This window comes from Microcoleus sp. AS-A8 (assembly GCA_039962225.1).
In the GTDB taxonomy this organism is placed as follows: domain Bacteria; phylum Cyanobacteriota; class Cyanobacteriia; order Cyanobacteriales; family Coleofasciculaceae; genus Allocoleopsis.
On the sequence record JAMPKV010000005.1, the window covers coordinates 23,194 to 44,225 of the forward strand.

23 protein-coding genes and 1 tRNA gene are annotated in these 21,032 nt (G+C 45.6%); 11 read left to right on the forward strand and 13 right to left on the reverse strand.

Features of this window, described 5'->3' with window-relative positions:
* Positions 1–49 precede the first annotated feature (49 nt).
* From NDI48_09265 to NDI48_09275, 3 genes are all read right to left on the reverse strand, one after another.
* Positions 50–1,231, reverse strand: a complete 1,182-nt coding sequence (locus NDI48_09265) for an aldo/keto reductase (protein ID MEP0831397.1) — start codon at positions 1,229–1,231, stop codon at positions 50–52.
* A 178-nt stretch (positions 1,232–1,409) separates the two neighbouring features.
* Entirely contained in the window at positions 1,410–2,120 is a 711-nt protein-coding gene (rpiA, locus tag NDI48_09270) for a ribose-5-phosphate isomerase RpiA (protein MEP0831398.1), read from the reverse strand.
* A 537-nt stretch (positions 2,121–2,657) separates the two neighbouring features.
* Entirely contained in the window at positions 2,658–3,125 is a 468-nt protein-coding gene (locus NDI48_09275) for an RNA-binding protein (GenBank protein MEP0831399.1), read from the reverse strand.
* Between the two features lie 1,413 nt (positions 3,126–4,538).
* Between NDI48_09275 and NDI48_09280 the strand changes: the two genes are divergently transcribed.
* A complete protein-coding gene (locus NDI48_09280; protein MEP0831400.1) occupies positions 4,539–6,794 on the forward strand; it encodes an RNA-binding transcriptional accessory protein in 2,256 nt (751 codons plus the stop codon).
* Positions 6,795–6,894: 100 nt separating this feature from the next.
* On the forward strand, positions 6,895–7,500 hold the full coding sequence (locus tag NDI48_09285; protein MEP0831401.1) for a hypothetical protein: 606 nt from the start codon (positions 6,895–6,897) through the stop codon (positions 7,498–7,500).
* A 165-nt stretch (positions 7,501–7,665) separates the two neighbouring features.
* On the opposite strand, the gene NDI48_09290 is transcribed toward NDI48_09285, so the two are convergent.
* Entirely contained in the window at positions 7,666–8,427 is a 762-nt protein-coding gene (locus NDI48_09290) for a class I SAM-dependent methyltransferase (GenBank protein ID MEP0831402.1), read from the reverse strand.
* A 139-nt stretch (positions 8,428–8,566) separates the two neighbouring features.
* On the opposite strand from NDI48_09290, the gene NDI48_09295 reads away from it, so the two are divergent.
* Complete coding sequence (locus NDI48_09295; GenBank protein MEP0831403.1) at positions 8,567–9,601, forward strand: hypothetical protein; 1,035 nt, start codon at positions 8,567–8,569, stop codon at positions 9,599–9,601.
* A 75-nt stretch (positions 9,602–9,676) separates the two neighbouring features.
* Positions 9,677–9,747: transfer RNA gene (locus tag NDI48_09300), tRNA-Gly, on the forward strand.
* Positions 9,748–9,899: 152 nt separating this feature from the next.
* Here NDI48_09300 and purU read toward each other — a convergent pair.
* The 3 genes from purU to NDI48_09315 all read right to left on the reverse strand — a co-directional run bounded on the left by purU (position 9,900) and on the right by NDI48_09315 (position 11,958).
* Complete coding sequence (gene purU, locus NDI48_09305) at positions 9,900–10,754, reverse strand: formyltetrahydrofolate deformylase (protein ID MEP0831404.1); 855 nt, start codon at positions 10,752–10,754, stop codon at positions 9,900–9,902.
* A gap of 59 nt (positions 10,755–10,813) precedes the next feature.
* On the reverse strand, positions 10,814–11,182 hold the full coding sequence (locus tag NDI48_09310; GenBank protein ID MEP0831405.1) for a hypothetical protein: 369 nt from the start codon (positions 11,180–11,182) through the stop codon (positions 10,814–10,816).
* Between the two features lie 266 nt (positions 11,183–11,448).
* The gene (locus tag NDI48_09315; GenBank protein ID MEP0831406.1) at positions 11,449–11,958 is read right to left on the reverse strand and encodes a DUF4149 domain-containing protein; all 510 of its coding nucleotides are present in this window, start codon (positions 11,956–11,958) and stop codon (positions 11,449–11,451) included.
* Positions 11,959–12,260: 302 nt separating this feature from the next.
* On the opposite strand from NDI48_09315, the gene NDI48_09320 reads away from it, so the two are divergent.
* Complete coding sequence (locus NDI48_09320) at positions 12,261–12,827, forward strand: DUF2808 domain-containing protein (protein ID MEP0831407.1); 567 nt, start codon at positions 12,261–12,263, stop codon at positions 12,825–12,827.
* A 69-nt stretch (positions 12,828–12,896) separates the two neighbouring features.
* On the opposite strand, the gene NDI48_09325 is transcribed toward NDI48_09320, so the two are convergent.
* From NDI48_09325 to ndhC, 6 genes are all read right to left on the reverse strand, one after another.
* Complete coding sequence (locus NDI48_09325) at positions 12,897–13,991, reverse strand: undecaprenyl/decaprenyl-phosphate alpha-N-acetylglucosaminyl 1-phosphate transferase (GenBank protein ID MEP0831408.1); 1,095 nt, start codon at positions 13,989–13,991, stop codon at positions 12,897–12,899.
* A 217-nt stretch (positions 13,992–14,208) separates the two neighbouring features.
* Positions 14,209–14,481, reverse strand: a complete 273-nt coding sequence (locus tag NDI48_09330) for a DUF3148 domain-containing protein (protein ID MEP0831409.1) — start codon at positions 14,479–14,481, stop codon at positions 14,209–14,211.
* Between the two features lie 291 nt (positions 14,482–14,772).
* Entirely contained in the window at positions 14,773–15,834 is a 1,062-nt protein-coding gene (locus tag NDI48_09335; protein ID MEP0831410.1) for a sirohydrochlorin chelatase, read from the reverse strand.
* A 708-nt stretch (positions 15,835–16,542) separates the two neighbouring features.
* The gene (locus NDI48_09340) at positions 16,543–17,067 is read right to left on the reverse strand and encodes an NAD(P)H-quinone oxidoreductase subunit J (protein MEP0831411.1); all 525 of its coding nucleotides are present in this window, start codon (positions 17,065–17,067) and stop codon (positions 16,543–16,545) included.
* Positions 17,060–17,806 carry an NADH dehydrogenase subunit K gene (locus NDI48_09345; protein ID MEP0831412.1) on the reverse strand — a complete coding sequence of 249 codons (747 nt, stop codon included), beginning with the start codon at positions 17,804–17,806 and terminating at the stop codon, positions 17,060–17,062. The genes NDI48_09340 and NDI48_09345 overlap by 8 nt, the downstream gene beginning before the upstream one ends.
* A complete protein-coding gene (gene ndhC, locus NDI48_09350; GenBank protein MEP0831413.1) occupies positions 17,803–18,165 on the reverse strand; it encodes a photosynthetic/respiratory NAD(P)H-quinone oxidoreductase subunit C in 363 nt (120 codons plus the stop codon). Before ndhC ends, NDI48_09345 begins: the two co-directional genes overlap by 4 nt.
* 553 nt (positions 18,166–18,718) lie before the next feature.
* Here ndhC and NDI48_09355 point away from each other — a divergent pair.
* The 6 genes from NDI48_09355 to NDI48_09380 all read left to right on the forward strand — a co-directional run bounded on the left by NDI48_09355 (position 18,719) and on the right by NDI48_09380 (position 20,962).
* Positions 18,719–19,066: a rubredoxin gene (locus NDI48_09355; GenBank protein ID MEP0831414.1), complete on the forward strand. Its 348-nt coding sequence runs from the start codon at positions 18,719–18,721 to the stop codon at positions 19,064–19,066.
* Between the two features lie 96 nt (positions 19,067–19,162).
* Positions 19,163–20,167 carry a photosynthesis system II assembly factor Ycf48 gene (locus NDI48_09360; protein MEP0831415.1) on the forward strand — a complete coding sequence of 335 codons (1,005 nt, stop codon included), beginning with the start codon at positions 19,163–19,165 and terminating at the stop codon, positions 20,165–20,167.
* 88 nt (positions 20,168–20,255) lie between these two features.
* Positions 20,256–20,504, forward strand: coding sequence for a cytochrome b559 subunit alpha (gene psbE / locus NDI48_09365; GenBank protein ID MEP0831416.1), 249 nt, complete (start codon positions 20,256–20,258; stop codon positions 20,502–20,504).
* Between the two features lie 21 nt (positions 20,505–20,525).
* Positions 20,526–20,660: a cytochrome b559 subunit beta gene (psbF, locus tag NDI48_09370; protein MEP0831417.1), complete on the forward strand. Its 135-nt coding sequence runs from the start codon at positions 20,526–20,528 to the stop codon at positions 20,658–20,660.
* Between the two features lie 11 nt (positions 20,661–20,671).
* Positions 20,672–20,794, forward strand: coding sequence for a photosystem II reaction center protein L (locus tag NDI48_09375; protein ID MEP0831418.1), 123 nt, complete (start codon positions 20,672–20,674; stop codon positions 20,792–20,794).
* 48 nt (positions 20,795–20,842) lie between these two features.
* Positions 20,843–20,962 (forward strand): photosystem II reaction center protein J, encoded by a 120-nt coding sequence (locus NDI48_09380; protein MEP0831419.1) that lies wholly within the window; start codon positions 20,843–20,845, stop codon positions 20,960–20,962.
* Positions 20,963–21,032 lie beyond the last annotated feature (70 nt).

Here is a 21,032-nt window from a genome sequence, read left to right on the forward strand (position 1 = left end):
TAAAAATTATTCAATCCCAATTGGAATAGAGCCGTACAAACCAAGAGGGTTATTGTTGGGATAAACGCTTAACTTTCTCGCCACCTAAAAGCTGATGAGCATCTTCCAGCAAGGCGGGAATTTTGTCTGCATGAGGACTATGACGCAAACAATATCGTAAGTCTAATTCTCTAACTCGGTCTGCTCGGCTACCAGGAAACCAGTGACTTGCACCATCTAACAGGTTATAGCGCCCTTTGGCATATTCCACCAGGTCGTAGGCCAGAGCGAGATTTCTCAGCCACAAGATAACAGGGATATTCATCAGTCCTGGCGTTTCTTCATGGGTTGGTAAGCCAATCTGCCATGTTTTGACCCACTCTTCTCCCAAAACAGCGATCGCTTCTTGTTCCAGACGCACGAGAATCGGTGATAAGAGTTCATCGGCTCTATCCAGCAATTCAACGGCCTTCAGGTGTTCATCAAAATCCGTTGGGTTGAATGCTCCTATACTCAAAGTATTGACTTGAGGATGGGAGAGACAAAATAAATCATTAAACACCATCGGACTCAGAGGGGCACACAATTCTACTAACTTCTGGGATGGTTTTTGTAACATTCCCCCTTTGTCCGAAGGGCTGATGATAAAAACCCCCATGTCGTGGCGTCTGGCAGCCTCGATCGCAGGCCAGTTGGACTGGTTAATGTAGTACCAGTGCAGGTTCACATAATCGAATTGGTTTGTTTCTATGGCCTTAACAATTACATCCGATGGGCCATGGGTAGAAAAGCCTACGAATCTGACTTTCCCTTGCTCTTGTAGCTGCCGTACCACATCCAAAAAGCCACCAGGGCGGATAGTATCATGAAGCAGCCAGTGTGTATTAATGCCGTGCAGCCCTAACAAGTCAACGTAGTCTAGCTTGAGATTCGCCAACGACTTGTCAAACTCACGCCGAAATTCTTTCGGACTGCATTCCAGCATCACTTTAGTCTGGACAATGATTTGCTCACGGGGAAGCCTCGCCAGAATTGGTCCTAATTGCAGCTCAGACGTACCATAAGCACGAGCTGTTTCAAAGTGGTTAATGCCAACTTCTAGAGACCGATGAACAATCGCTTCCAAATTCTGCTGACTACGCCGACGAACCCGCCACATCGGTCGATCTTTCCAGCTATATTGGTATCTCATGCCACCACAAGAAAAAATCGGCATCTGTAATTGGGTTCGCCCAAATCTTCGATATTGCATAGCCATAAAATTTTCTCGCTCATCAATTAATCTTCAGTCAATAGTCATCAGTCACCCATTACTAGTATGGCTAATGACTAACGACTGAGGAAAGATGATTCATCCTCAAAAAGAAAGCAAATTAAATCGGCGCTCGCTTAGTCGCTAATGGCAATCAATTCGCTGACAATTAGCGATTTCACATTTCTCGGACAATGGGCTGACCGTCTTTGACTTCGCCAATGAGAACCTTATCGGCAACGCCGACAAATAAGCCATTTTCTAAGACACCTGGAATATTATTCAAGGTCTTTTCGAGTTCAGCCGGATTATCGATGGAATCAAATTTCACATCAATTACCATATTCCCTTGGTCAGTAATCACGGGGCCTGCTTTTTTCACACCCATACGTAACTCTGGCTTTCCACCTAGCTTTTCAATCGCCCGCATTACAGGCGTGAGCGCCATGGGAATAACTTCTACAGGCAACAGGAAAGTAGAACCTAAGCGGTCAACTAATTTATTGCCATCCACAACAACAATAAACTGGTCAGCCAAAGCATCAACAACTTTCTCACGAGTATGAGCCGCACCACCGCCTTTGATCAAATTTTTCTGCGGATCGACTTCATCCGCGCCATCAATGGCAATATCAATGTGATCAACAGCATCGAGTGTGGTTAAAGGAATTCCATACTTTTTCGCCAAGACTTCTGCTTGGAATGATGTGGGAATGCCTTGGATATCTGTGAGTTCACCCGACTTGAGGCGATTTCCCAAATACTCGATCGCATAGGCAGTGGTTGAACCTGTACCTAGCCCGACAATCGTACCTGACTGTACAAGAGCAGCAGCCGCTTTACCAACTTCCTGCTTCATCACTATAACGGGATCAATTTCTCCGGTCATGACAAAAACTCCTTTGAGGTCACACCCAAGGTTTATGGGTTAGGATGGCGTGAGGCTGAATATGCCCCGACACCCCACTAATTAATCTACTATCCGAAGGTTATTCTCTCATGAGCCGGGAGCGAGACTCTTAAAGGACTGTCGTTCGTTAGGACGAAGTCCAGGAAAGTTCGTCTGACGGCGATAATCCCTGTTGAAATTAGTCGTTATTGAAGACCCAAAGTGCAAGGCTCTGAAATCAAATTAATGCCAGATTAAATAAAAAATACAGAAGTTTTAGGATTTAAAATTATTTTCTAAACCCCTTTAAAGAACTATTTATTATTTGTTTGGGCGTCCGCTAAATATGAAAAACAATAAATATCAAATTAATAGCTTACGGGTACTTTAACCCCAAACCTCTCAGGAGACTAAGAGTTACAGTACCCGTTGCGAGAGTTCAACCTGATGAGCTCCTTAAAATCAGTAAGCCTATATCGCGGTTCACTCAGATTATCGAAAAGAGTAATCTGAGTGAGTGCAACATTTCGACAGCAGCTAGGGATTGCTAGCTTGAGCTGATAAGAGCTCTTTTAGTTTCGCCAACTCACCAGCCCAACGCGGATCAGGTTGAAATCCGCCTGCATCAGAGGAGGATGCTGTTGTACGTTGGTCGTTACCACGCTTGGACTTTTTATTGCCTGTACGACGAGTCGGAGGAGTGTGATTGCTTGCTGAGCGTTGGGGTTCCTCTTCCTCTTGTTGTTGGCTCTTTGAGCGTGGTAGAGCTTTTTCGATTTTTAGGGCGCTCTCTTGGAACATGTGACCATTGTATTTCTCAATGATCTCATCAGCTAATTCATCTGTTGGTACAGTGACAAAGGCAAACCCCCGACATTTGCCGGTTTTGCGGTCTTTAATGACCTTTGTGGAAACAGACTCACCGGCGTCTGCAAAGACAGCGTGCAGTTCATCGCGGTTTACTTCTTCTTTTGGTAAATTGCCTACGTAGAGACGAACGGACATGAGAAATACCTCCAGACTTGGATTCAAATAAACTTGTTCGCAGGAGCAGTCATCCTTGCTAAGGATGGATTGGATTGACGAACGGTTCCCACGTCCAGACAATCTCTGACGATCCTTACCAAGCTCAACACAACAGACTGATGTAATAAAGCCAAACTCCTATATACCATCCATCCAGGACAATTACGACCCGCATGTAGACCTTGGGTTCATAAGTGGCAGGATTAAGGTTAATGGTTTTCCCTTATTCTGATTATTACAGAATGTTTACACTATTCATAACGTACCACGCTCTCCTGTAGGCAAGCTAGTATAACAGACAGATTTCCGTCTTTAGCTGTAGCTTGCTGAAAACCTATGTAACTAAGGGGGTAGCTAAAGAAAGAGATCGAGGCTCGAACTCACCCTTTGTAAATGTTAACCCAGTAGCGACTAAATGACCTTAATAGTAATTGACACAATGGTCAACTGATTTGTTTCAATGCGGCGCTCTCTTGGGGAGGGGAAAAGGTTCGTTGCTCTGTTTGCCTGATGATTGTGCCGCTAGAGTGCCTAAAAATTGAAATGCGTAATACCGCCGTTTTGCCTTTTCGATTCATCAAGCCGCTCTACTAACGTGTTAGGCATCTAAACTGGATACGAGTAAAACGCAAAACCCTTATGCCTGAATGTTGAGAGCGAATCGGGCTAAGTCATTTAAATGCTCAACAGCTTATACTTTGAGCATAACTTGGCATCAATCATCATTTGCATCTTGACGAATAAAACAAATAGTGTATATTGAGGCTGTGAGTGTGAGAAGAAAGGAAGAAAAAGCGTTTAGGGTCGAAACACGGAAAGACTCCTGGGCGCTTTTTTAGTTGAAATAAATTTTACGGATGAGAAACAATGACTTAGAGTAACCCGTTAATCTAATCAGTGAGGGTTTTTCTATTAATAACCTACAAAATATCGCTGGTCAGCACTCTACATTTTTCTCAAAAAGCAAAATGTCAATCCGAAAACTCTTTGTCCGACTACGACTTGAAGTTTTAATTTTGTGGAACAAAATTAAGTTATTGGCGAAATACAGGCAGAAGTTCTATTGGAAGCTCATCTGGGTACAGCTGCTTAATTTTCCTAGTCGATTGTTAGGTTAGGGAAATTTGCCGTTTTTTGGAGAGTGAATTTGAACGGACTCGCCAGACTACCAGACTACCTAGGGTATTCCAGCTTGGACGGCTTAGCGACAAACTGTATCGGTGCAGAAAAACGGTGTAGTAATATTAGGGCGCGACGTTCGCCTACCACCTCACCTCAAGGAAACAAAGATTTATCGGCTATTAATAGAATTTTTTTATCAATTCACCCCTACAAGAGGTCAATGCCTAATTTCTGTGTCTATCCTGTAAAAGGTAGACGAACACAGACCCGATGCTGAATATCCCTCAAACACTGGCAGAGGAACTTTCCCTCAGACCTTCTCAGGTACAAAATACCCTCGAACTCTTCGCTGAGGGTGCCACGGTTCCCTTCATCGCACGTTACCGTAAAGAGCGTACAGGCTCGCTTGACGAAATTCAACTGCGTGACCTTTCCGAGAGATATACCTACCTGACGGAACTGGAAAATAGGAGGGCGTCAATTTTGGAGGCAATCGCATCCCAAGGTAAACTTAGTGATGAGCTCAAAAGCAAAATTGAAGGCTGCTTACAGAAAAACGAATTAGAAGACCTTTATCTACCCTACAAACCCAAGCGGCGTACAAGAGCAACGATTGCTAGGGAAAAAGGGTTAGAACCCCTCGCAGAATTTATCAAATCCCTAAATACTCCCACTGCCAAACCTGCCTCATTAGAGCAAGAAGCGGCTAAATATATTTCCGATGAGAAGGGAGTCAAGACCGTAGAGGATGCACTCAAAGGGGCTTCTGATATCCTCGCAGAAGAAGTTTCCGAGAAAGCAGATTTGCGTGCTTACCTGCGAGACTATTTGATGCAGAATGGAGTCTTCATATCGCGGATTAAAGATGATTATCCGGAAGGTTCCACCAAATTTGAAATGTACCGGAACTTCCAGGTTAAGGCGAAAGATATTGTCCCCCATAATATGCTGGCCTTATTTCGAGGTGAGACTGAGGGGATATTGAATCTTGACCTTTCTTTTGATGAAGATGCAGTGCAGTCTTACTTGGAGTCAGAGGAGATTCGGACTAAGATTCCAACCGTGCGAGATTTTTATCGGGGAATGCTTAAAGATGCCTTCAATCGTCTGATGAAAACTTCCCTCACCACTGAAGTTCGCGCCGATAGGAAAGCTTACGCTGATATCGAGTCAATTAAGACGTTTGAAACCAATCTCCGCGAGTTGTTACTGTCTGCGCCTGCGGGAATGAAGCCAACATTAGCCATTGATCCAGGTTTTCGGACCGGCTGTAAGGTAACGGTCCTGAATGAAACGGGAAAATTTCTGGAATACCAAACGATATTTCCCCATACAGGTGCGGGTCAACGTGTACAAGCGGCTAGTATAATCAAGAATTTGATTGAGAAGTACAACATTCAGCTAATTGCGATCGGTAACGGTACAGCTTCCCGCGAGACGGATGAGTTTGTAGCTGAAGTACTTAAAACAAGCGATCGCCAGCCGATTAAGGTCATCGTCAATGAATCAGGTGCCTCGATTTATTCAGCCAGCGATGTGGCACGAGAAGAGTTTCCCGACCAAGATGTTACAGTCCGAGGTTCAATTAGTATTGGACGCCGATTACAAGACCCACTAGCTGAGTTAGTGAAAATTGACCCTAAATCGATTGGTGTGGGGCAGTACCAGCATGATGTCGATCAAAAGTTGCTCAAGAAGAAGCTGGATGACACGGTAGAAAGTTGTGTGAATTATGTGGGTGTAGATTTAAATACTGCGTCTAAAGAACTCCTGACGTTTGTTTCTGGCATGACACCAACGATTGCCAAAAATATTGTTAATTATCGCAATGAGCATGGCGCATTTACCAATCGTCGCAAACTCCTAAAAGTTGCTAAATTGGGACCAAAAGCGTTTGAACAGGCGGCAGGATTTCTGAGAATTCGGAATGGAGAGAACCCGTTAGATAATACCGCTGTACACCCTGAGAGTTATCCGGTTGTGGAAGCGATCGCATCGGATTTAAAAGTCCCCTTGACTAAGATTTCTCAAGCAGCGGATCAACTGAAGTCGATTGATTTAAAGAAATACGTGACCGATACAGTTGGCTTACCTACCCTGCGCGATATTATCAGCGAACTAGAAAAGCCAGGAAGAGACCCACGGGCTGAGTTTAAATATGCCACCTTTAAAGAGGGAGTCAAGGAAATTTCTGACTTGCAAATCGGCATGGAACTCGAAGGTAGTGTCACAAATGTTGCTAATTTTGGGGCATTTGTTGACATCGGTGTGCATCAAGATGGCTTGGTCCATATTTCACAATTAGCAGACCGATTTGTTAAAGACCCCAAAGAAATTGTCAAAGTGGGACAGGTAGTGAAAGTCCGGGTGTTGGAAGTGGATGAGAAATTAAAGCGAATTAGCTTGTCTATGAGGTCACCCGATCCAGCCAGTGGTGAAGGCAATAGCAAAAAGATTAGCAAGCGCATGGACCCGAAATCGCCAACGATAGAAGACTTAAAGGCAAAGTTTGGGAAGAAGAAATAATGAAATCATCCTTTCCAGGTCGCCCAATATAATCAGACGTGCGGAACTATATCATCTAACGGTGTATATCTATTGAGCCCATCACGTTCCAAGTCATGTTATGAAAACTTATCGCTCGTTGTTTTGGCTCAATAGTTTATCTTTTTTGCTGGTTTTGGCGCTGATTTTCTATGCGAAATTCTTTGGCTCATCGGTAGAAGAGTTATTCCGTCACCCTCCTTTTGCAGCATCTTTGGATGTCGGGTTTTTAACGAATACGTTCCAAATTTTGTGTGCTGTCCCCCCCGTTGTTTGTGCGTTTTGTTTTGCCTTGCTCAGAACAATTAAGCCTCGCCGTCAAGAGAACCTGTTTATTCTATGTTCTACACTTTTAACGGGAGGTTTTCTGTTCAACGAAATTTATCGACTTCACATCGTCCTTAGTATTGCAGGGATTCCCAAGCTTGTTACTATTTCCGCTTACGCTATTATTCTCGTGGGATACGGATTAGCTTTTAAGCGACGAATTCAATCTACTCCCTACTATATCTTACTGATTGGATTGAGTTTATTAGCAATTGGTATTACGGTAGACTCACTACACTTGAAAAGTGGGGCAATTTCTAGCCTTTTAGAGGGTTTTCCTAAGTTGTTCAGCGAAATCAATATTACACTCTATTTTTGGTCCGTCTGCTATAAGGAGATTATGCGTACAGCGTTAACGTAAGACGGAGAATTTAGGCAAGATACGTTACTAGCCTAGCTATCTAACCGTGAATCTCTCAATTATTCCAATCCTTCACTTTGTTCTTCAAACAATTCAGCTTTATTTGGGATAGTCCAATAGGTAGTATACATCTACCAACCACACATTAAGACATTTCTAACTGACTCATTGCTCCCTGGGTTTCTGGAAAATCATTATGTGTTGTTGAGGCAGGAAGTTTTTAGTTTCTAGCCATTGTAACCCTACTACTTTCATTTCTTTACGCGCTTGCTTTTGAGTCATTTTGTGCAGGGCTTTAATCAGAATCAACGGATTTTCACGCTTGTATTCAACCAGTACCACCCGTCCACCGGGTTTAAGCGATCGCACAATGCCTGCCATCATCTCTTTGGGATACTCAAACTCATGGTAAGCATCTACCATCAGCGCTAAGTCAACACTCTCTTGGGGTAGATTAGGGTCGGTTACACGCCCTAAAATCGATGCAACGTTGCTAATCTTATTCTCTTTTTTGAGAAAATCCAGGATATCGACCATTTCTGGCTGAATATCAACCGCTAGCACCTTCCCCTGCGGTACTGATGGACTGATGCGAAAGCTAAAATAGCCAGTACCTGCGCCAATGTCCGCCACGACATCCGTTGGTTTCAGGTCAAGGGCGTCTACCACTTGTTGCGGTTGCTCAGTCATCTCTCGACTGGGTCGTTCCAGCCAGAGCGCTTCTGTATGCCCCATCACTTTAGCGATTTCTCGACCCAGGTAAAATTTACCAATGCCGTCTGCGCTATGAAAAATGTGTTGCTGATATTCAGCCGCCGCCAGGGGACGTTGAATTCTCCAGCCGCTGAGTGTCAGCCAAAGCAAGATAACCAAGATAACAATTACCAGACGTAACGGCAGGGATAGATTATTTTCTTTCATGCCCATTGTGGCTCTCCCTAACTTGTCTGATCCTGACAAAAATATCCATATTTTTGTAAATAGTTAAGTTATCTCAGCCTTTTGTCCAGATCGATATAAGCTTTTTGGCACTATTAAACAGAAGGGCATCACCGTTGGTAGTAAAATGACTCAACCCTATCAAAAGCCGATTGCTAACACTCCTCTGAGTGAGCGGAATCACTCCGACCCCCCAGGGCTGTGGGCGATTGTTATTTTAAGCTCTCTAGTGATCCATTTATTTGTCTTTGGGATGCTGCGTTTCTGGCTGATGGCACGTCTTAATAGCTTTCTGGCGGCTAGACTTTTCATGCCTGTAGATGTGATTGCCGTCGCCTCCGAAGGCCAAATTCCACTCCCACCGACGCCAGCGACGACCTCAACCATCACCCAAAATCCGCCATCAGCAAACACGGCTACAAGCCCAGTTCCTGACACTCCAGCGTCTTCCACTTCAGTCCGCACCAACTCACAGCCGACGAGAGACACAGCCGCATCCGATACAACGAACCCATCCCCATCCAAAGGGGTGCCGATGGCGACGAACTCGCCCACAACCAACCCAACTCAAAATTCGTCCAAGGCAACACCAACGCCGAGCCGATCTCCTACGCCCAATCCTGCCAACAATCAGCCATCTGGGGCACAGACTCCCTCCACCAACCCTAACTCATCCGGTAATCAGGGTAATCAAACGAATGCCTCAACGCCCTCTCCCTCTCCCAGTTCCGTTCCTTCTACGGGTTCACCACCAGCCCAAAACTCATCTAACTCTAACCAAGCGGGCGGATTCATTGTCGCTCTAGGCAGGCTGGAGCCAGTGAGTAATGCAAAAGATATTCTCCACTTTAATGATGGCGACGAGTTGGCTACCTGCCCATCAGACAGCAATCCACTCCCTAGCGATTATTTAACCCCTTTGGGTATTACTTTAGATAAAGCTTTGCTGTTGAAAGTGGAAGTGTTGGTTGATGACCTTGGGAAAGCAACTCTGCTACGCCTCCCTCCTCAAGCACTACCTGGAAATCTGAGTGCAGTTCAAGCTGAGCAACTGGCAAAGAAGCTTGTCGAGCAGCAAGAATGTAGTCCAACCAAGATAGCGGGTCAACGTGTTGACCGAGACTACAACCTCACCCTGACAATTAGTCCGACGCAAAATTGAGTGGGGTTGACTCTTGCCAATTTAGGCAACAGTTGTGCTAAACTCGGTAAAGTGAAATTTCATACACAAGCCTTTGCGGGCGTAGTTTAGTGGTAAAACCTTAGCCTTCCAAGCTAATGATGCGAGTTCGATTCTCGCCGCCCGCTTCGTTAAATTCATGTCTATCTAGCCAGCGTAGGGTGAAGCGTGGGCGCTAAGTCTCTCGTGATTGTGTTCTAGCCTGCCAGCCAATGCCCTAATCTGCGATCGCTGTGCAAATCTTCAGGATTACACCAAACAAGGAATTAGGCATGAATTGTCAAGCAAATACTACTGTCCGATTACTATAAACCAGTACCTGATGGCGCAAGTGTAAGCGTACTGCCCTAGCTAAAACGACTCGTTCTAAATCCTTACCTTTACGAATAAGGTCAGCAACACTATCCCGATGGCTGACTCGTGCCACATCTTGCTCAATAATCGGGCCTGCATCCAGTTCAGGTGTGACATAGTGAGCTGTAGCACCAATGATTTTAACGCCTCGCTCATGAGCTTTGTGGTAAGGTTTAGCACCCACAAACGCGGGAAGAAATGAATGGTGAATGTTGATAATTTTGGGAAATTGGGTAATAAATTCTGGACTAATAACTTGCATATACTTAGCCAGAATCACCAGGTCAATGTTGTACTGACGCAAGAGTTCTAACTGTTTTGCTTCTTGCTCAACTTTAGTTTCTTTAGTGATGGGAATGTGTTTAAAATCTGCCCCAAATTGTTCACTAATCAATTGAAGATTAGGGTGATTGCTAATAATCAATGGAATTTCTGTTAAAAATTCTTTAGCCTGTTGTCGCCAAAGTAAGTCTAATAAGCAGTGGTCTTGTTGGCTCACCCATATAGCAATTCGAGGGATGGTATCAGAAAAGTGAAGCTGCCATTCTGCCTGTAGAGGTTGTGCGATCGCATTAAAGGCTGGCCCAATCAATTCACGGGGTAAATTAAAGCCATCTAACTGCCATTCAAGGCGGGTTAGAAACAATCCGGCAGCAAAATCTGTATGTTGGTCGGCATGGATAATATTACCGCCGTTAGAGTAGATAAAATTGGCAATTTTGGCGACAAGTCCTTTTTCATCGGGGCAAGAAATCAGTAGTGTAGCCGTAGAGCTTGTCATGATTTGATCAGCGGTAAGACGAGGAAGAAAACACTTTGGGGAATGGCAGTGCCTAAAAATTAGGGTTCTATAAAGTCAGACAAAATTTCGTCTGGTTCATCTTCTCCCTCTTCAAAACTGGTACTTTCCAAACTGTATTCGTTGCTTTCTTGATATATAGTTCTAGCTGCTGCGTTTGGAGCAGAACTAGCCATAAGTTGCCTGAGTTGTACAATTTGTTGACTTAGGTGAGTAACTTTTCCCTTTAGGGTTTCCAACTGATCAACGGTCGCATACCGCTGCCCTTCATTGCCTTTATTAAAAAATTGGGATAAGATTTCCACTGTAGCATCGGAAGCTGTCTCAAATTCTCGTTGATCTTGATAAGAAATAAGAACTTGGTAGAGTTTTTCGGGTAGGTATACACTCACTTTTCTGTGATTAATCATAGTTCATCTTTTTGACAATTAACGTGCCAACTATAGGAAAATTGAGATTCGCTCAGAACTCATCTTTCACACAAACTTCTACGATATTCGGCGACCCAGCGCGCCAAATCATCTACCTCCTCGTATGAACTCCGGTGCCTTTTGCCATATCACGATTCTCAGTTGAATACAATAGATCATTCTCCCTTGTCTTCCTTAAAATATTTTTCTCAGCAAAAAGCTCCCCACAACTGTGAGGAGCCATTGACATTAAGGCTTAAATCTGGTTATGCCAGCCGACGGGAATCGCGGTAGCACCAGCCAAGCACTGTGGCACCTGCCACTAACTTGACAACTTCTAGCAGCCAATATCCGCCCTGCATGGAAATCATGCCGGCAGGGATCTCAGTAGTTGGCTCAAAGAGATTCAGTTGTACTGCCAGGGCGCTCATCTGCGGTGTCATGAAATAGGTATAAATGATTGCAATTGTCAACAAGAGCGCGGATAAGAAAATCGCCCAGCGTCTTACCTGATGATAAAGATTTGACGTACCACGAAGCGCTAAAAGGCTAACTAATACCAGAGCAGCACACAACAGCTCGATGCGATTAAAAATCCAGAAAATAGAATAACCAACTGTTGCAAAACTTGATTGACTCATCATGCCAGCCCCATAAAGACCGGGCATGAGTACAAAATCGACAATTAGGCTACCACTCAGCCAAAACCCCAAAGCAAACATGGCAATCGTTTGCCATGAGGGTTGCTTTGATTTAGTGGCAAAAACAGCGTTCATAGAACTCCCTCTAAATCTCTGTCCTGCTTTTAGCTTAACGAATACTATTGGCAATAACTATGAAGTATTTTTTCAATCTAATGCCAAAACAATTAAATAATATCTACTAGAAACTGCAATTGGGTTTTATTACTAAGATTTATTAAGAAACCTCACATTTTCATCGCCCATTGGTAAGTAATTTTGCTTAAGCTTGACGGCGTGAGAACTGACTCTGGAGGCTAAGGGATAGTTTGGTGATGTACAACCAAAGGTAGGGGCAAAGTTGAGTATTGGGTTAAGCACCTCATCCCGATTAGAGTATGCGCGTTTCATCAATATTTGCAGCAACGTTAGCGGCTTTAGCAAGCATTGGGAATCTTGCTTGCTCATCGTCGCTAGCTCTTGAGTTAGCCAATAGCAGAACTTCTTTTAAAAAGGCTCTCGGCTTCATGGGGGCAACAACTACTTACAACGAGACGGATGTATGGGGAGCAAGATACTATTTCACCCTATCCATTCCTGAAAATGCTGGTGAAGCCCTGGGACGGGTCACTATTAACCAGCGCCAAGGATTCGAGACGATTGACTTTAAACTGAAAAACACTCAGGCATTTGTAGGTACGCCCCGGAATCAAGGTGAAAGGTTGACCCTCAAAGCCGTGACCCAAGACCCACAGTCTCCAACAATTTTGGTGACCTTCGCTCCCCCCGTACAGCCAGGAACAACCGTAACCATTGAGCTTCGCCCTGTCCGCAACCCTTCGTTAAGCGGCGTCTATATTTTCGGGGTCACCGCTTTTCCTGCGGTTGAGAATCCCTACGGTTTGTATCTGGGGGTTGGGCGTCTACAGTTTTACGATAGTCGTCCAGACTTCTTCCTCCGGTGAACTAAAGGGTCGTTTGAACGGCGATCGGGTAAAATTTACATTCCGCATCCTCAGTGGCACATCACCCCTTTAGGGAGACTTCGAGGCTAAATTCCGCATCCTTTGCCAAACCGTAAAGCTTAATAGCATAACGATGCTGGCCATGGTCGCATGAATCACGATGGGAGTCATGCCTTGCAGTTTCATCGCCAACCAGTTGGCGACCCCAGTCAACCCCCAAAGAGTTATGGCGGTACGGCGTTGGGATAATCCCAAGGCTAACAAGCGGTGATGTAAGTGGTCTTTCCCAGGGGTACTGAGGGGATTTTTTCCCGCCATCAGTCGCCGGATAAAGACCTGGGTGGTATCCAGTACGGGCAACAGCAAAAACAGAACTGGGGGCACCAGAGCAAATACTGTAGTCACTTTTAGGTTGCCTAAGATACTAGTTGCCGCCAGCACGTAACCGAAGAAGTAAGCTCCCGCATCTCCCATAATGATGTGGGACGGATGGAAATTATGCCGCAAAAAGCCGAGTGCTGCCCCTCCCAGTGCGGCTAAAAGCAAGGTAGCGGCGGCACGCGTGGGAAATTGGGCTGAAACCGCCAAAAGGCTCATGGCGGTGATAAAGCTCACTCCCCCAGCTAATCCGTCCATCCCATCCATTAAATTGATGGCGTTGGTAATTCCCACAACCCAAAGTACGGTGAGAACCACGGAGAACAAGGGGTCTATTGGAGTACCCAAGGTGGCTTCAATACCACTGTGATTGGCGACTAGCAAAAGTGCCGAAAGAATCTGAGTCAACAGGCGAAATAGGGGGGGTAGCCCAAATTGGTCATCAATGAAGCCCACTAGTACCAAGATTGAGCCGCCCAGAAGAATGCTCAGGACTTCAGCTAAGACCCCTTCAATCACAATAGGTCTTAACAGGCTTGCCAGTATCAGTGCAGCAACGACTCCGGCGTAGATAGCTAATCCACCTGCATTGGGTAAAGGCTCTCGGTTCAGTCGCCTAGCGTTAGGTTGGTCAGCCCAACCAACCCGTAAGGCAAAAGAGCGAACTGCTGGAATAAAACGCCAAGTTACCCCCCAAGCTAACGCAAAGGTGAAAACCACCGCCAGCCAGCCAGTTCCACTGGGGTCGGCGATGCCGAGAGACCGAAGCAAGTCGTAAAAATTCATCTCCCAATTCCCGCCAGACTGCCAATAATTAACATTAGCCTCAACAGTACACGAATCAATCCGCTAAAGTGTGACCGAAGTTTTGTCGCTTTGGTGAAGGCTTCAGCCACATCGCGCAGGCCGACGCATCCACACCCCCAGTGGATTGAAGACAGAGGTAAAATGACGGTGTCACCTTATTTGTCTACAAATTTATGCACAAACTGGGCATAGCGCATTAAGTTTCGGAGGATTCTGGTAGCGGCTCATGCTTTTGGGGAGTTGTTGAGGCGGCATCGACCGACTCAATGTACTGACTTTCCATCAGAAACGCCCCTTTGGTAAAGCGAACACCCCAGTATCCCCCAGGACGCCGATCAAGAATGACACCCTCTTCCCCGATCTGAATGACATTTGGGGGTCGTAGCATCGGCATGGATTCAGCCGTCTTGACGTAGCGTGGTAGTGCGATCACCCGAACGCGATCGCCAACAGCAAATTCCTTAGACATAAGCTACAGGCAAACTATTTCACCTACAGTCTAAAGTGTGATGGAGAAGCGGGCGTATCCCAAGTCTTCATCCTTCAACCTTCATCCTTTAGCTTTTAAATAAGCGCTGATTGCGTCTCTTAGTTATATCTTCTCGCCTCAATGGGCAATTCAGGACGGCCTTGGAGACACCATCCTGAAAAGTTTTAGCCTTCCCAATAACACACAGATGGAGAGAAGTAGGATTCCTTAACTCAAACTTAAGACTATTAATCAGCCTCCTTCCCCTTCCCTGCCACCCTCTCATCCTGATTAAGGAGCTTTCCAAATCCGTTGGTGATATTGCCCCAAATCAGCATAAGGGTCTGGAGCTGGGTGGGAGTGGTGATGGTCGTGATGATGGTGATGACCATGTTGGTGATTATGGTCATGGGAGTGACCCTGAGCTGCATCTTGATCTTTCTCAACCACTGCCAGACGGAACTTGCACATCTCACAATTCATCTGCACCTGCCCTAGTTGAGTCTCAATTTCTCGCTCCCGTAGAATCGCTAATAGCTGAGACTGAATGCCCATTTCTGGCAAACAGGTCATAGAAATTTCTGGATATTGTTCCTGCTGCTGGGCGGTGATGTCAAAAATCTTCTTGACTAGGGCACCTGTAAACAGGAAGTACGGCAGAACAATAATCCGCTTGGGTTGGTACAAGCGAGCACGACGAAAGCCTTCTTCTAAACGAGGATGGGTAATGCCGATAAAGCAAGTTTCAACCGTTTGGTAGCCGCTTCCTTCCCAGAGAATGCGAGCCATTTTATACACATCCCCATTGGCATCGGGGTCGCTAGACCCTCGACCGACAAAGAGCAAGACGGTATCTTTTCTTAAGATGGAAGGTTGAAGGTTAGAACTTTCAACATCCAATGGGTTAATTTGCCCCTTTTGTGGTATGCCATCCAATGCGGCAAGGCGATCGCGCCATAATTCCAGTATTCCTGGAGTAATGCCGAAATGCCGCCCATAGTGAAATTTAACTTGTGGATGTTTGGCTCTGGCTCGGTCTAACTCATTGGTGACGTCAAACTTATTGTGTCGTGCAGCAAACAACAGAATCGGTAAAACTGAGAGTTCAGTGTAGCCCTGTGCCACACACTGATCTACTCCCTCCTGAATGGTTGGGCCAGTTAGTTCCAAAAAACACGGCAGAACAGGGCGGGAGGTATCTAAAGCTTGGTAAGCCTGGACAAAATCCAGAAAGGCTTGACGCCCATCCTCATCTCTAGTGCCATGACCAATCATCAACAAAGGTCGTTGTAGCGGTAGAGGGGGTAACAACAGGGAGTCAGGGGTGAAATCAATAGTATTGGCGGTAGACATTAATGTTCAAGCTTCTTCCCGTGCGAGGCAGGAGATAGAGTGGACAGGCAACAATAGGCGTTCTGGCTTAAGGAAGTATGAAGTATGAAATGTAATTGTGACAACAGGTACTTCATCGTAGTTTTCGGTTTGAGCTTTTACAAGTCAACTTTTTTTCATCCTTCATCCTTCATGCTTTCCTCTGACAGCTGCCGCACAGCCCCGGACTTGCACCGGTGTTTCCCTAAGTTGTTGCGGTTTACGGATGCCTTGATATATTAGCGGATTCTACTCAGCCGCAAAATACAGGGGAGGGGGTTTCCTGACTCTCAATCTGGCCATCCCAACTTTTAGACACTCACAGGTTCCTTCTACTAATTCTTGACCATCAGGAGTTTGCTGCACACGCTCAAGGCATTTCTCGGCTTTGGAGTAGTTATCATGCGGCAATACCTAGGACAGAATAATTTAAGGCTTCGAGAGAACCGGAGGGCTGTGTCTTCAACCACTGAAGGAACTTTTGGCCGTTTCCAGGCTTTGCGCTAAGGGAGCCTGAATTCCTGTCATTTCATCAATGCAGACAGTTGTCTCAAAGTGTTTGGCTGTCTGTATGTTGGCTGTCTGTATGGCGCTGAGATACGAGCGATCGCCCCCTTAAAACAAGCACCCACTTCAGATAAAAGTGAGTGCTTTCTTACACAAAATTAGAATTCAAGGGCGCTGCCTGATTTAATAAGCATCTTGTAACTCGTAAAAATCAGGCGAGATGTAATCCTTGCGTAAAGGCCAACCCACCCAATCTTCCGGCATCAAAATCCGCTTTAAATTCGGGTGCCCTTCATAGACAATGCCATACATATCGTAGGTTTCTCGCTCTTGCCAATCGGCGGCTTTCCAAATCCAGTAAACGGAGGGCACCGTAGGATTATCTCGCGGTAGGAATACCTTCAGCCGCAGTTCCTCAGGTCGGTCAGCATTATCACTGAGTTTAATCAAGTGATAAAAGCTCACTAACTCACCACCCGGCCCTGTATCATAGCCACCTTGGCACTGTAAATAGTTAAACCCATAGGCATAGAGAGCAGTTGCGACGGGTATCAAGACTTCTGAGTCAACTTTGATTACCTCAACACCTAGGTGATCAGGCTCCATTAACTCATTGTCAAAGCCGTTTTCCTGTAACCAACCAGAAACCTTACCCGTCTGTACTATTTCCGAGGCTTCTTGAGTTGCTGGTTTTGATTCTTCAGCCACGAGATACCTCCTGGTTTTGAGCAGATTTGAGGGCGGGTGGTACTGGCATTCCCATCGCTTCGCTCAACTCCTTGGGCGGAGTGTAACGAGTTTCCGACTGCAAGTACTTACCCGTCAAAATATCTGGCACTGCTTTCATTTTGTGGGTAGTACTGTAGTACCGATGAGTCTGCTTAAGCTGGGATCTTTCCTGGATAGAGTCGTTGGCGACCTTTTTACGCAGCTTAATAATCGCATCAATGATGGCTTCTGGACGAGGAGGACAACCAGGGATATACACATCCACAGGAATTAATTTATCCACTCCGCGCACGGCGGTTGGGGAATCCACGCTGAACATACCACCCGTGATGGTACAAGCACCCATGGCAATCACATATTTGGGGTCTGGCATTTGCTCGTAAAGACGAACGAGAGCCGGTGCCATTTTCATGTTGATTGTGCCAGCCGTAATGATTAAGTCAGCTTGGCGAGGGCTAGAACGAGGCACCAAACCAAACCGATCAAAGTCAAAGCGAGAGCCAATCAGAGCGGCAAATTCAATGAAGCAGCAGGCTGTTCCATACAGCATAGGCCACAGGCTGGAAAGCCGCGCCCAGTTGTAGAGGTCATCTACTGTGGTCAAAATGACATTTTCTGAAAGCTCTTGAGTGACGGTCGGTCGCTCAATTGGGTTGATAATTCGTTCGTTTGGCTGCTTGCCTAAAGCAGCGCCGTTCGTTGTTGGATTGGGGTTCATGACCATTCAAGGGCTCCTTTGCGCCATGCGTAAACAAGAGCAACCACAAGAATTGCTATAAAAATTAAAGCTTCAATGAAAGCCAGCAGTCCGAGACGACTGAAGGCGACAGCCCAAGGATACAAAAATACCGTTTCCACATCGAATATCACGAAGACCAGCGCAAACATGTAGTAACGGATGTTGAACTGAATCCACGCTCCCCCTATGGGTTCCATTCCGGATTCGTATGTGGTACGTCGCTCAGGACCCCCTGTGCTGGGTCGCAAAAGCTTAGATGCAGTCAGTGCTAAAAGGGGGACTAAACTGCAAGCTAGTAAGAAGCCTAGGAGATACTCGTAGCCGCTAAGAACAAACACAATGGGTAACTGCCACTAAAAACTTGCGTTATTAATTCTTTAACCTTCTTAATTATAGGGGTTCGGTTGTTTTGTCCTAATTTGAGGAACTTAGCGGGAGCATTATAAAAAGCAATCGTACCCTTTCGGCCAATCTATTTACCTTGTCCTAATTTTTCAGAGTCCCAGCCCACTTAGGCTATTGCAGGGAGTGGGGCACAAAGTGGGGAGTCGGCTTCACCCGATGGGGCTTACAGCTAGAGATTAGCTTTTCGCTATTATCATTTCATGGTTTATTTGTAAAGTATTGTTCTACAGCTAGATTATGAGAATTATTTTTCAGGAACGCGATGGGTCGCGGCCTCCGGCTTAGGGTTTTCATTTCGTAACCTACAAGTATCTCCCAGTTAGGATCATGGGCGCGGCGCTAGCGGCTAGCGGTGCCAGGAATTTCTTCCCTGTGACTGTAACGCTATATACAGAAGTTCTCACTTAGGTAGTAAAGTTGTCCATCTGTGCGATAATTTTTTTAACAAACATTTTAAGATTTGCGTCCTGATTGTATCTGTGAGCGATGAGCGAGCAAGCCAAAGAGCAAACCCTTGCTGAGACAGCGCCAAGTCGTTATGAATGCCGCTCTTGCGGCTACGTCTATGAGCCTAGCAAGGGAGACAGTAATCGTGATGTTCCTCCAGGGACGCCTTTTGAAGAGTTGCCCAATGACTGGCGTTGTCCTGTCTGCGGTGTTCGAACTTCTCAGTTTGAGAATATTGGTTCGAGTGGAGCGCCTTCTGGCTTTCAAGAGAACCTGAACTATGGCTTAGGGGTCAACCGTTTGACCCCAGGGCAAAAAAATCTCTTAATTTTTGGTGCCTTGGCTTTAGGCTTCTTGTTCTTTCTCAGTCTCTATGGTTTGCGCTGATGGGGGCACAGTTGGTGACCGTCTTGGGACTGGGAATCGGGGAGCAATGACTTGTGAGTTTTGACTTTTGTCTGACCATTGACAGTTCTGGAGGTTATGAGCGATTTGATGAAAGCGCTGAAACAAATTGTAATATTGCTGGGAATCGCCCTATTTTGTGTTAGCTGTAGTAAAGTTCCATCTGTAAGTTATAATCCCTGGCAGGTTGTTTCCACGTCAACGGAATCTACCTTACAGGATGTTGGTTTTACCGATGACCTCAATCATGGATGGGCAGTAGGGAGTAATGCTACTCTTTTAGAAACAAAAGATGGCGGTAAAACCTGGCAAGAAAAAGGGCTGGAGCTGGGAGAGACAAACTATCGCTTCACGTCTGTTAGCTTTGCTGGTGACGAAGGCTGGATTGTGGGTGAACCCTCAATCCTTCTACATACGACAGATAGCGGAGCTTCTTGGTCTCGCATCCCCTTGAGCGAAAAGTTACCCGGTTCGCCTAATACCATTTTGGCTCTTGGCCCCAAATCCGCCGAGATGACGACCACAGTGGGAGCGATTTATCAAACAAAAGATAACGGTCAGACTTGGAAAGCTCTGGTTGAAGAAGCCGTGGGTGTTGTCCGGAATATTTCCCGTTCAGAAGATGGCAAATACATTGCTGTTTCCGCTAGAGGGAACTTCTTCTCGACTTGGGAACCCGGTCAGAGTGCTTGGGTACAGCATAACCGCAACAGTTCCAGGCGTCTTCAGAGTATGGGATATGGAAAAGATGGGCGTCTTTGGTTGTTGGCGCGGGGAGGGCAAGTGCAGTTTAGTCGCGCTGAAGACCTAGAAACCTGGGATGAGTCTCAAAATCCGGAATTTTCGACGAGCTGGGGCTTCCTCGACCTAGCCTACCGTACACCTGAAGAAATTTGGGTCGCTGGTGGTAGTGGAAATTTGCTTTGTAGCTTCGATGGTGGCAAAACCTGGCAAAAAGACCGCGAAATTGAAAATGTGCCCGCCAACTTTTACAAAATTGTCTTTGTAACGCCAGAGCGGGGATTTATCATTGGTCAGAAGGGTGTTTTACTCAGGTACGAGCCACCTTCAGAAGCGGCTTAAAACAAGTGAAATTGCTTGAAGTGAGCGAAGCCAATTTCGTATTATAGTTATTGAGTTTTCAAATGTTGAAAGGAAGGAGTAAATAGCTGTGTCAGGTTCAACTGGAGAACGTCCGTTTGGGGACATTATTACAAGTGTTCGTTACTGGGTAATTCACAGTATCACTATCCCGGCTTTATTTATTGCTGGCTGGCTATTTGTTAGCACGGGTCTGGCCTATGATGTGTTTGGCACACCCCGCCCTAATGAATATTTCACCCAAGACCGTGTAGAAGCACCCATTCTAAGCGATCGCTACGAAGCCAAACAGCAAATCCAGCAATTCTCTGGTAAGTAGTTCTAAAACAGGTTTAAGACAATGACAGGTAATACTCCGAATCAACCCATTTCTTATCCAATTTTTACAGTTAGATGGCTAGCTGTTCATACACTGGGTGTGCCTACCGTTTTCTTCTTGGGCGCGATCGCAGCTATGCAGTTTATCCAACGATAGGAGAAACAACGATGCCAGAAAGATCTCCCAATCCGAATAACCAACCGGTTGAACTTAACCGGACTTCGCTCTACTTAGGTCTATTACTCGTTTTTGTTCTCGGTATTTTGTTTTCCAGTTATTTCTTCAATTAACTGGATCTGATGGTAATCTTTTTTGTTGTGAATTAGGAGGTAGAAGTTATGGCTGGAACAGGAAAAATTCCCTTGTGGATTGTTGCCACAGTTGCGGGAACAGGTGTCATCGTAATTCTTGGTATTTTCTTTTATGGTGCTTACGCAGGGCTAGGTTCCTCGCTGTAGGTTCCTAACCAAACTGAGGTTAATGAACAATTAATTTGATGCTTATTTGACATCAAAATAGTCATCAAAA